This is a genomic window from Vallitalea okinawensis (assembly GCF_002964605.1).
Lineage (GTDB): Bacteria > Bacillota > Clostridia > Lachnospirales > PQDH01 > Vallitalea_A > Vallitalea_A okinawensis.
This window is the reverse complement of the sequence record NZ_PQDH01000001.1, coordinates 107,175-118,669: the sequence shown is the minus strand read 5'-3', so window position 1 is coordinate 118,669 and position 11,495 is coordinate 107,175. Positions and strand designations below refer to the sequence as shown.

10 protein-coding genes are annotated in these 11,495 nt (G+C 32.4%); 4 read left to right on the top strand and 6 right to left on the bottom strand.

Annotated features, from left to right (window positions below; all coding sequences use genetic code 11):
- Positions 1–20: 20 nt before the first annotated feature.
- The 6 genes from C1Y58_RS00795 to C1Y58_RS00770 form a co-directional block, all read right to left on the bottom strand.
- Complete coding sequence (locus C1Y58_RS00795) at positions 21–899, bottom strand: carbohydrate ABC transporter permease (protein WP_105614087.1); 879 nt, start codon at positions 897–899, stop codon at positions 21–23.
- A gap of 14 nt (positions 900–913) precedes the next feature.
- Entirely contained in the window at positions 914–1,861 is a 948-nt protein-coding gene (locus tag C1Y58_RS00790; protein WP_105614086.1) for an ABC transporter permease, read from the bottom strand.
- A gap of 292 nt (positions 1,862–2,153) precedes the next feature.
- Positions 2,154–4,493, bottom strand: coding sequence for a helix-turn-helix domain-containing protein (locus tag C1Y58_RS00785; RefSeq protein ID WP_105614085.1), 2,340 nt, complete (start codon positions 4,491–4,493; stop codon positions 2,154–2,156).
- Between the two features lie 239 nt (positions 4,494–4,732).
- Entirely contained in the window at positions 4,733–5,680 is a 948-nt protein-coding gene (locus C1Y58_RS00780; RefSeq protein ID WP_105614084.1) for a CehA/McbA family metallohydrolase domain-containing protein, read from the bottom strand.
- Between the two features lie 126 nt (positions 5,681–5,806).
- Entirely contained in the window at positions 5,807–6,754 is a 948-nt protein-coding gene (locus C1Y58_RS00775) for a CehA/McbA family metallohydrolase (protein WP_105614083.1), read from the bottom strand.
- 29 nt (positions 6,755–6,783) lie between these two features.
- Entirely contained in the window at positions 6,784–8,064 is a 1,281-nt protein-coding gene (locus C1Y58_RS00770) for a PHP domain-containing protein (protein ID WP_105614082.1), read from the bottom strand.
- Between the two features lie 419 nt (positions 8,065–8,483).
- Between C1Y58_RS00770 and era the strand changes: the two genes are divergently transcribed.
- The 4 genes from era (at position 8,484) to C1Y58_RS26960 (ending at position 11,440) form a co-directional block, all read left to right on the top strand.
- On the top strand, positions 8,484–9,389 hold the full coding sequence (gene era, locus C1Y58_RS00765; protein WP_105614081.1) for a GTPase Era: 906 nt from the start codon (positions 8,484–8,486) through the stop codon (positions 9,387–9,389).
- A gap of 114 nt (positions 9,390–9,503) precedes the next feature.
- Positions 9,504–9,674 (top strand): YqzL family protein, encoded by a 171-nt coding sequence (locus C1Y58_RS00760; protein ID WP_105614080.1) that lies wholly within the window; start codon positions 9,504–9,506, stop codon positions 9,672–9,674.
- 171 nt (positions 9,675–9,845) lie between these two features.
- Positions 9,846–11,177, top strand: coding sequence for a sulfatase family protein (locus C1Y58_RS00755; RefSeq protein ID WP_105614079.1), 1,332 nt, complete (start codon positions 9,846–9,848; stop codon positions 11,175–11,177).
- Positions 11,178–11,311: 134 nt separating this feature from the next.
- Positions 11,312–11,440, top strand: a complete 129-nt coding sequence (locus C1Y58_RS26960) for a hypothetical protein (RefSeq protein WP_278286061.1) — start codon at positions 11,312–11,314, stop codon at positions 11,438–11,440.
- Positions 11,441–11,495: the final 55 nt, after the last annotated feature.

The following is an 11,495-nucleotide window of genomic DNA, read 5'->3' as shown; positions in this document are numbered from 1 at the left end:
TTTATGTAAAAAAAGTATAGTTAACCTTTTACTGAACCGATCATAACACCCTTTACAAAATACTTTTGTAAGAAAGGGTATACCATAATGATGGGTACGGATACGAAAATAATACTTGCAGCCGTTAATGACTCCTGTAGTACAACTGTTACGTTTTGATTGGCATCTTTGACTTCTTCAGAGTTAGCAAAGGTTGCCAGTAACCTTTGAAGATATAATTGAAGCGGTTGCAATTCGCCTTTGCTGACATAGAACAATGCATCTGAGAAACTGTTCCATCTACTTACAGCATAGAATAAGCTTAAGGTAGCAATTGCTGGTAATGATAGAGGGAATATTATTTTAATTACAATTCCAATATCTGAACAACCATCTATACGAGCAGACTCTTCTAAACTCTGCGGTATAGATGCAAAGAAAGTCTTTAAAATCAACATGTTATAGACACTAAACATACCTGGCAAAATCAGTGCCCAAAAGGTATCCAGTAGGTTTAGACTACTGACTACAAGATACTTTGGGATTAAGCCACCACTAAAATACATGGTAAAAACAAACACTAAGAGGATAACGTTTCGCCCTTTGAAGTTCTTCTTAGAAAGAGGATAAGCTGCACATATGGTTAAAATCATAGCTAATACTGTGAAGATAAAAGTCATAAAGATAGTAAACACTAAAGATCTTATTAAAGAGGCATTTTGGAAAATTAATTGCCATGCCTGTGTATCCAATTCAATAGGCCATAGATACACTTCACCAGAATAAACAGCTCTTGCTGAGCTTAAGGATACAGCTACTATATTCAAAAAGGGAAATATAAATAATACAATACAAACTAATAGAAGTAATACAGAAAGAACATGATTTAATTTATTACTTTTTTTAATTGATTTTGACATAAAATTCACCACCTTTACCATATACCATCTTCACCAAACAATTTGGCAAGTCGATTGACGAGAACAACTAAAATAAGTCCAATAACGGATTGGAATAGCCCAACTGCTGTTGCAACACTATACTGACCACTCTCCATACCAACATGGTAAACAAAAACCCCGATTACCTCAGAAACATCAGAAACTAATGCATTACCCATAACATAAGGGCGTTCAAAGCCTGCAGACATAATACCTCCTATTTTGAGTATAAAGAGTACGATGATCGTAGATCGAATACCTGGAAGAGTGATATGCCACATTCTTCTCAGTTTACTAGCTCCATCAACGATAGCAGCTTCATAGAGTTGTGGACTAATGCCAGATATTGCAGCAAGATAGATAATACTACCCCAACCAATTCCTTGCCAAACGCCTGAACCAACATAAATGGTTATCCAACTATTAATCTCTGTCAAAAAGGGGATAGCCTCCATTCCTAATCCTGTTATGATGGAGTTAACTAAGCCTCTTCTTGTTGAAAATAACTGATAGACAAAACCTGCAACGATAACAACAGATAGAAAATGAGGTAAATAGACAATGGATTGGATGGATTTTTTTAGTTTTGAATTTTTAATCTCATTTAATAATAATGCCAATAGGATAGGTGCAGGAAAACCAAAAATTATATCAAGTATGTTTAAGGTAAGTGTATTTCGTACTACTTTAAAAAAACGATTATAAGAAAAAATATATCGAAATACATCTAAACCAACCCATTCGCTACCAAGTACACCTTTAAAGATGTTATAGTCTTTGAAAGCAATGGTAATACCATACATCGGTACATAACTAAAGATAATAACCTGTAATAACGGTAAAGAAACCAATAAATATAATTGCCAATGACTTTTAAAGTAGTCTTTCCAATTAGTTTTTCTTAAAGATGTAGTCTTCTTTTTGCCAAAAGATAATTCCATAATCACACACCCCTTTTATTTTAGAATCATCCATAATTACACACCCTTTCTTATTTGATCCATTGAGTAATTTTCCATACATAAACACTAGGGTTCAATTTGAGTAGAAAATGACTAGTGGATATTACACAAAAAACTATAGCATTTAGACTTTGTTTTGTAAATAATTAATATTTTTACAATGACCTGTTTTACTTATTTTGGACTGAATATCTTTTTCCTAATGAACAAATTTAATTTTATAGTATAATATGCACAAAAAAAGCACCCTATTAAGGGCGCTTTGTAGTGATTACAACCATATGTTTTTTCGATACTCTGTAGGAGTAATTTCTTCATACTTTTTAAAATTTCGATTAAAGCTTTGTGCATTATTAAAACCAGTTTTTAAGGCTATGTCACGAATAGTAAGATCTGAATCGAGTAAGAGTTTTTTAGCTCTACAAATCCTCAAATTATTAACATAGTCTGGGAAATTAACGTTCAGATTATCTGAGAAGATTTTACGCAAGTGGGAATAGCTTATTCCTAGTTTTTCAGATACCCACGTGATATCAAGGTTACTATTAGTATAATTATTATCAATTAACTGAATTACTTCATTTACATATCTTCTATCAAGATTAAGAAGTGATTGATTATAGTGGATGACATCTTTATAAAATCGAAGTAAAAAATGCTCCATCTCTTCAAGGGTTTTATTAGCATATAAAGTTTTGTAGAGATTAAAGCTTTCACCATATATATCAGATAGTTTGGTGTTATTAGTGATGAGTGTTTTGATCGTTGTTGTAAGGATTTGATTAATAATCCCCATAATATTATCATAGTTTATATTCTTTTTATGACGCACATCATTAAAAAAGTCTTTAATAACTTTACAAATTTCATCGTAAGAGTTAGAATTTAAGCCATTAATGATCTGTCTATCAATATTCTGTGGATAATAATATTGAACCATATTTTGATCCAGTTCTGAATAGAAGATGACCGAATCTACATTGAATAAGAAATTGTACTTTAAAGCTTCCATAGCTTCTAAATAAGAGCTTCTAATGTGGGAAACATCTGTATATATTTTTCCAACACCTATTGTAAAGGAAAAGTCATTTATTTTCATGATTTCTTTTAGCATACTGTTACCAATCTTTTCGAGATTTTCATTACTGTATTCGTTCATCGTAATGATGAGAGCAATTTTGTTATTTTCGATAACGGCCCCATACCCTTTTGCTGTTATATTGGCTACTTGTTCACATGTCATTTTGAAAAGAGACTTATAGTAATATTGGTCTTGTTTTGTATACTTTTTGATAAAACCACTCGTATTGTCTATGGATATAACGATTACTGCAGTGAAGTCTAAAAGCTTGCAATATTGCTCTAAAGCTTCATTTTCATTACCCATTATCAATTCCAGTACATGCGCTTCTTTTAAATTATTCTTATTGATTTCATACATTTTATTACTCTCATCTTCTTGTCTAAGAAGTTCATCAATTGCTGATGCTACTATTTCAAATTCATTTTCATTTCCATTAGAATTAATCTTAACTTGAGACTTTATATCGTAGAGCATTTTCTTCACAGGATTATAAAGTTTACCAGCAACAAAATAAGAGATAGCGATACCAATAATAATGGTGATCAGTGAAGTAATAATTGTTAAAATACCAATAGTCTTAATTTGCTTAAATAATATGCTTACAGGCGATAAATTAATGAAGGTAATGTTATCTTCATATAAACTATTCATTTGACGGTAGGTAACAGCGTATTTTTCGTTGTCTTCTACTTCATAAAAGAAATGACCTTGGCTATTATCCTTATTAAACTTAATTCTCTCAATTATTGTATTGAAGTCGGCTTCAGCTAAAGGACTTGATAGATTCATACTGTTATAAAGGACTCTATTATCTAGTGTAAGTATAAAGGTACTTTCAGTATTTTCGTCAAGAAAGTTAAAAAGTTCTCCCTTATTAATATTCATGACGATGATACTATTCATGTTTTTATAGTTAATTGGGTAGATAATCGAAAATATCTCTACGTTTGATTTTTCTTTGATTATTCTAGGAGAGGTTATTCGGTTACCCATTTGATATTCGTCTAACCAGCTAATATCTTTAAAAAGATAAAATTCATGATCGGTAGCATTAGAGATCACTTTGGTATTAATATCAGAAACATCTTCAACCTTTCCTTCTGATGTCAATAATAGTGAAGTGTCTTGGTTGTATATGTATATAGAATGAATGTTACTGTTTAATTGAGTATATCTTGACAATCTATCTGTTATTTCATATAAGTTCTCTATATATTTGTAATCGCTTAGAAGATTATCTTTTGTAAGATCCTTTAAAAACTCAATATTATCGCTATGCATGATATTAAGAGCAATTAAATCAATTTGCTCGATGAGACTTTCAGTATTGGACTTAATGATATCTAATTGAAGGGATTCAATATTACTTAAACTGGGCTTCAAATAGGACTCAACATAAAAATAAGATAACATCAGAATTAACAAGATTGGAATAATCAATATGGTCACATAAGAAAAGAGTAGTTTGTGGAAAAAGTGACCTTGACCTAATGATTTTTTACTTTTCATATAAATTTTGTTTTGCATGAACACCCCACCTTATTTGAATGCATAAATTAATAATTAAGATTGTACTTTAGTTAGCATTATTTCTACTCTTCACTTATTATTTTAATCTTAATATTGAGGAATGTCAAACAGTAAATGCACTAATATGCACAATAAAGCACAATTATACATAATAATAAAAACTAAAGAACCCTATCTACAGGCTCTCTAGCATTGTTAAATGATGATATGTCCAAATGAGATTGGTGTGAAGGTTCCTAATCCATAAAAATTGGATTACTAAATGCTACATTTCCCTCGTAATCAACGCATTCAACCCTTATATATTTCATACCATCTTTAATTTTTATGGAAGCTTCTGTTAGTGGAGACGCATCTTTATTAAAGAATAATTCTCCCCGCTCTTCAAAGGCTTTAAATTCGATGAATTTGCATTTAGAGCATTCTACTTTTACAATACCGTTTTCTACCCTATAATCATATATTTCAGGTCCAGTACTTGAATAGTAGCATCCATTCTTTAAGGCAGTGATAATAGCTGCATGGGTTAAGCTTTCAGCTTGAACCATAATCCAACCTCCAAAATAATCTTTGATTTCAGTATCCGTCCAATGTAAATGTGCGTCATCTGCTGCTATACCAAAGACTTTTCGACCTTTTCGTAATAAATAATCCCAGTAACTTGTACCATAAGAGGCTGATGTATTTAAGCGAGTACCATGATTGTATATTTCTAATGCAAAATATCCTTCTAATTTATCCAGGTAGTCGTATACATGCATGGACCATTCAGGGTGGTTATAAATGACTATATTTCCTTTTTCAATAAGTTGATTGATTTCTTGTTGAACAGTGCATAAGCCTTCCCACTTTGCATGGCCAAAATAATCAAGATGGGATAATCTCTCTTTAACTTCTACTGTAGGATCATCTAATGCATTTAGATGAAAAATAAGATCTTTAGATGCATCTGGTGCAAGTTTAGTTCTTTCCATCCCAGGGATCAAAATGAAATCTTTGGAGTTAAAGGAATCATTTCGTATATATCTATCATGATCACTTAAAACCAAGAAGTCATAACCTCCTTCCTGGTATATTCGAGCAACTTCTTCAGGTGGCTTAGCCCCATCAGATATCGATGAATGAGTATGTATGTTACCCTTAAAGCAAGTAATATCTTGATCTAAATAGATTTTATTTTTCATAAATACCTCCATATATCTTGCTCCACTAAGATAATTGTTGTAATAAAGATAAAGAGCCCTTCTATAGGCTCTTTATCTTCATAAAATGATTATCTTCTGAAAAAGTGACTAGTGTCAAGTTTCCTATTACATGAAGATAGGATTACTGAATGCTACATTACCGTCATAATCTACACATTCAACCCTTATATATTTCATGCCTTCTTTAATTTTTAGGGAGGCTTCTGTTAGTGGAGATGCATCTTTATTAAAAAATATTTCTCCCCGCTCTTCAAAGGCTTTAAATTCAATGAATTTACATTCTGAGCATTCTACTTTTACATTACCGTTTTCTACCCTATAATCATATATTTCAGGTCCAGTACTTGAATAGTAGCGTCCATTCTTTAAGGCAGTGATAATAGCTGCATGGGTTAAACTTTCAGCTTGAACCATAATCCAGCCTCCAAAGTAATCTTTGATTTCTGTATCTGTCCAAAGTAAATGTGCGTCATCTGCTGCTATACCAAAGACTTTTCGACCTTTTCGTAATAAATAATCCCAGTAACTTGTTCCATAAGATGCTGAAGTATTATAGCGGCTACCATGATTATATATTTCCATAGCAAAATAACCATGTAATCGTTCCATGTGATCGTAGGTATGCATGGACCATTCAGGATGATTATAGATGACGATGTTTCCTTTTTCAACGCATTCATCGATTACCTTTTGAACAGTGGATAGACCTTCCCATTTTTTACGATCAGTCTGATCATCAAGATGAGAAAATCTTTCTTTAACTTCCACAGTAGGATCATCTAAAGCAGATATATGAAAGCCTAGATTTTTTGATGAATCTGGTGCCATCTTACCTCTTTCCATCCCAGGGATTAAGATGAAATCTTTCGTGTTAAAATCATCAATCCTTACATATCTATCATGATCACTTAAGACCAAGAAATGGTAACCTTCCTCTCGGTATATTCTTGCCACTTCTTCCGGCGATTTAGCTCCATCTGATATTGTTGAATGGGTATGTACGTTACCTTTATAATAGGCATTATCTCGATTCAAATATACTTTATTATCCATGATTACCCCCTACGAAGTGTATTGTTTTTCTAGTCGTTCCAATATTTTTTGTAAAGTTCATCAGTCTTACCTTGTAACTGTTTTAAAATAGAGTTTGCTTCATCTTTATTATGGATATAGTTTAACATTTGAGTACCTTCTTCATGACATAACTGATCATGTTTAGGGAAGACTTCTCTATTTAAGAATAATGCATATTTAACTAAGCGATAGGGACCATGTATTCTTATTTCTTCACCTGGTAGATGTTCAACTGCAACGGAATACAGGTCTTTGACCCCCTTTATGATATTATCAATCTGTAAATTTTCAGAAAAAACGATGGTATAGTACCAACCAAAGTAGATACCTCTTTCACATCCATGAGTGTCACTTGCACCGACAATTGGAATCTTTTTACCCTTTGCACGCTCTTCATGGTAACGTGAAACTTGTAACATATTAGATTCAGGAGTATGACCACCAAGTACCTCAAAGGCATCAAAATCCTGCTTTTCAAACATGTAGTCATTGAAAGCAGGTTTGACATGATAACATTTACCACAAACCCAATAAGGATGACAGTAGATGGCTAAACCACCTGCTTCACGGGTTTTATTAAAAACCCATTTACAGCTACAATATTCAAAAAGGCTAATACCCTCTGGTAAATCTGTTACTTCATTTTCCAGCGCTTTTACTTCCTCACGCCAATTGGGTTCCTTCTTAAAAAGCTCATTAACACTAAATTTTCCACCATAATTAATCATATGAACATCATTCCCAGGTGGATGAATTTCTTCGCCAGGGAAGATCTTAAGATCAATAGCTGCATCTTGAAATGCTTCTTGAGCTTCTAGAGAGGGTTGATAACGACCATGATCTGTAAGAGCCATAAAATCTAAACCGATCTTTCTGCAAGATGCAGCAACAAATGCTGGGTTTTCTCTACCATCGGATCTAAAACTATGTAGATGGAAATCACCTTTAAATGCTTTTCTTTTAAATAAATCCTCATCTAAAGCATAAACAGAAAAGAACAATAGATCCTCTTTTTTGGTAGTCAAGTTACTCTTTAACTGTAAAACATACTCCTGCTCTTTTTTAAAGGCATATGTAAATTCAAGAAAATTATCATTTGCTTTTAAATGGATCTCATCATAATCTGAAGACTCTAATAACTCAATTCTAGTATCCATAGGATAGATGGTAATGGTATAATCTAAGGTCACATCCCAGGGCCAATAAAGAGATTCTATTTTTATAGTTGTTTCTGTATTGGATGGCAGGATTTTTGGATAAACATCATAATAAGCTAATTCTTTTTTCATAACAGTTAAACTCCTTCCTTTTAAATGATTATTGAGCAATCTATAAGTTTATTTATACAGTGTATACCACCTTCTTATCTAAAATCTATCAAAGCGTATAGCTAAACTTTACTCCCAATTATCTATGAATACATGTGAGAAGAATGCTTTAGCTACTATTGATTTCATTTTACTATTTATGAATGTGGGTGTCAACATATAAATGCACAAAAACGCAACTAAATACTTATATATAACAAGTGAAATAGTGGCAATTCTCAATGATTAAATATTTTCGAAGTAGAATAAGCTAATGATGTATGGTTTAATCCAGTAAGATAAATACTATATCCTATAAAAATAACTTGCAAATATCATCAAAATATTATTTAATTAAATAAGGCAATTGAAGAGAAAGTTAAAACATGGAGGAATATAATTTGAGTAATGATTTTAAATCTGGATTTGTTACAATAGTAGGGAGACCTAATGTAGGAAAGTCTACATTAATGAACCAAGTTGTTGGGGAGAAAGTAGCCATCATGTCCAACAAACCTCAAACTACAAGAAACCGCATACAAAGTATTCATACCACTGAAGAAGGACAAATCGTATTCATCGATACGCCGGGTATACATAAACCTCAGTCTAAACTAGGTGAGTATATGGTAAAGGTGGCAGAAAATACACTGAATGAGGTTGATGTAGTTTTATTCTTAGTTGAACCTGATCAAAAACCTGGTAAAGGTGATCGTTATATCATAGAGCAATTGGAACACGTTAAAACACCTGTTTTTCTTGTTATTAATAAGATTGATACAGTTGATCGTGATTCAATTTTGGAAGTCATAGCTGCATATAAAGATCTTTATGATTTTAAAGAGATTGTACCAATATCTGCATACAAAGGTGAAAACGTTGATGAGCTAATGAAGACATTATATAAATACATGGAAGAAGGTCCTATGTATTTCCCTGGGAATATGATTACAGATCAACCTGAGCGTCAGATTGTTGCAGAATTTATCAGAGAGAAAGCACTTCATAGTTTGCAACAAGAAATACCTCATGGTATTGCCGTTGTTATTGAGAAGATGGTTGAAAGAGAAGATAAGAATTTAATTGAGATTAATGCTACTATTATATGTGAAAGAGATTCACATAAGAGAATTATAATAGGAAAACAAGGTTCTATGCTTAAGAAAATAGGTTCTTTAGCAAGAAGAGATATAGAGCATTTATTAGGTACTAAAGTATACTTAGAGTTGTGGGTGAAAATTAAGAAAGACTGGCGAGATAGTGATTTCTTATTAAAAAACTTTGGTTATAGTAACGGAGAACTCTAAAATAACCATTGTCAAGGTACAAATTTCATTTTTTTTTTGGTAACTTTTTAGCAGTATTTTTTTATCCCCTAACGGAGAGAATATTAAATGTAAATAGGTTAAGGGGGCGTGCTAATGTTGGAAGAAGTTTTCTGGAAATACTTTAAAAACACAGGTAACATCAATGCTTATATGGCAACAAAGGAACTTGATACCAATGAGGAGCATGAATATAATACTTATCAAACCAATACAGAGAGTTATCATGACCATAATGATGACTACTTTACAAACGATATGAATTAATTGAGATCACAATTTTGATTCCTTGAATCAAAATTGTGTTTTTTTTTAGTGTTGGAAATTTGTGCAGTAGTCACTTTTTTGTAACATGTTTTTGCTGGTTGAGACTATTAGAGGACCATCAATAATCAGGTATGATTATAAGGGATAAAATGTTTAAGGAGAGATGAAGTAATGAGTCCTCAAAGACCGAATATACTTATGATCATGCTAGATCAGTTAAGATTTGATTACCTTGGTTATAATGGAGCAAAACATGTGGATACACCCAATATCGATGTATTAGCTAAAAATGGGATGGTATTTTCTAACTGTTTCACTAATGCCCCTGTCTGTGCACCTGCAAGAATTGGTTTAGCAACTGGTATGCATCCCTCGCATATTGGGGTTCTGGATAATCAAGTATCATTATCATTAAACTATAGAACCTATTACCAATCACTACGAGATAATGGTTATCAGGTTGATTTTGTGGGTAAACTGGATTTGGCAAAAGTGACAGATAGTGATGGCGTTAGGGGAGAAAGACCTTGTAACTATTCCTATGGCTTTACTAAACCCTTTGAAGTAGAAGGAAAAAGGGAAGCGGCAAGAGCTATAGAACCTATAGGACCCTATACACAGTATCTTAAAGAAAAGGGGGTATTAGCGGGTTTCCACGCGCGGAAAGAAGAATTAAGAAGGGCAGACTATTTTAATGGATTAACAGAATGTAGTCATTTAGAAACAGAAGATTACATTGACACCTTCGTTGCAAATAGAGTCATTAAGACAATTTATGATATGGAACAGGATTTTCCATGGTATTTACAAGTCAATTTCTTAGGACCTCATGATCCATTTGATCCACCAGAAGTTTATGCAGACATATATGCTGACAGGCAAATGCCCGTATCTATCATAAGCAAAGAAGAAAAAAGCTCCAATTGGGTTAAGAGGAAAAAAAAGACTTTAAGTGAAGAACAGCAACTTAGAGCAAAACAGCAGTATGCAGCTTATATTCGCTTGCTTGATGAGCAGATTGGTAGAATCATTGATGCTTTAAAGATGAAAGGTAGTCTAGAAAGTACATACATTATATTGACAAGTGATCATGGCGACATGCTCGGAGATTTCAGTTTATTCGGTAAACATATGCCTTATGAAAGCGCTATACATATACCCTTACTTATCTCAGGACCAAAGATTAGCAGTGGGATTTGTGAAGAGTTGGTAGAATTGATCGATGTCAACCCTACAATACAAGATTTAGCTGGTATCAGTCAACAACCAATTATGGATGGAAAATCCTTAGCTAGTATTCTTAGTGGCCAGAGTAAAAAACACCGTGATGCCATTATTTCTGAAGAAAGAAATTTTAGATGTGTTAGAACTAGAAGGTATAAATATATTGAATATTATAATGATAAGAGCGAGCTATATGATTTGTATGAAGATCCATGTGAACTAATAAATATTTATCATGATCATTATTATATCGCAAAAAGACTATCAGAGTTTTTTTAATAAGAAGCTTTAGTGAGGGAGTCATTTATAGATATAGCTTCATAAAAATAATTATAATGGAAAAACTTGCAATTTAATTATGTTCATGCTATGATGTTATAGAAAGTAAAATTATAGAAAAGGAGGTTGTGTAAATGTTAACTAATTTCATGGAACTAAACAAACAAACATTGGAAATATGTTGTATAACAAATGGAATGATGACTGTTAAGGACTGTTCTTTGAAAATTAAACAACGCAACCTGCAGATTGGTGTTCTATAATTTTATTATTGAGGATTATTTAGCTGCAGGTAATCTGCAGCTTTATTTAATAATT

What these genes read in the sequence shown, in the direction of transcription:
- C1Y58_RS00795 (WP_105614087.1), bottom strand. Translation starts at nt 899, where the DNA reads ATGTCAAAATCAATTAAAAAAAGTAATAAATTAAATCATGTTCTTTCT.
- C1Y58_RS00790 (WP_105614086.1), bottom strand. Translation starts at nt 1,861, where the DNA reads ATGGAATTATCTTTTGGCAAAAAGAAGACTACATCTTTAAGAAAAACT.
- C1Y58_RS00785 (WP_105614085.1), bottom strand. Translation starts at nt 4,493, where the DNA reads ATGCAAAACAAAATTTATATGAAAAGTAAAAAATCATTAGGTCAAGGT.
- C1Y58_RS00780 (WP_105614084.1), bottom strand. Translation starts at nt 5,680, where the DNA reads ATGAAAAATAAAATCTATTTAGATCAAGATATTACTTGCTTTAAGGGT.
- C1Y58_RS00775 (WP_105614083.1), bottom strand. Translation starts at nt 6,754, where the DNA reads ATGGATAATAAAGTATATTTGAATCGAGATAATGCCTATTATAAAGGT.
- C1Y58_RS00770 (WP_105614082.1), bottom strand. Translation starts at nt 8,064, where the DNA reads ATGAAAAAAGAATTAGCTTATTATGATGTTTATCCAAAAATCCTGCCA.
- C1Y58_RS00760 (WP_105614080.1), top strand. Translation starts at nt 9,504, where the DNA reads ATGTTGGAAGAAGTTTTCTGGAAATACTTTAAAAACACAGGTAACATC.
- C1Y58_RS00755 (WP_105614079.1), top strand. Translation starts at nt 9,846, where the DNA reads ATGAGTCCTCAAAGACCGAATATACTTATGATCATGCTAGATCAGTTA.
- C1Y58_RS26960 (WP_278286061.1), top strand. Translation starts at nt 11,312, where the DNA reads ATGTTAACTAATTTCATGGAACTAAACAAACAAACATTGGAAATATGT.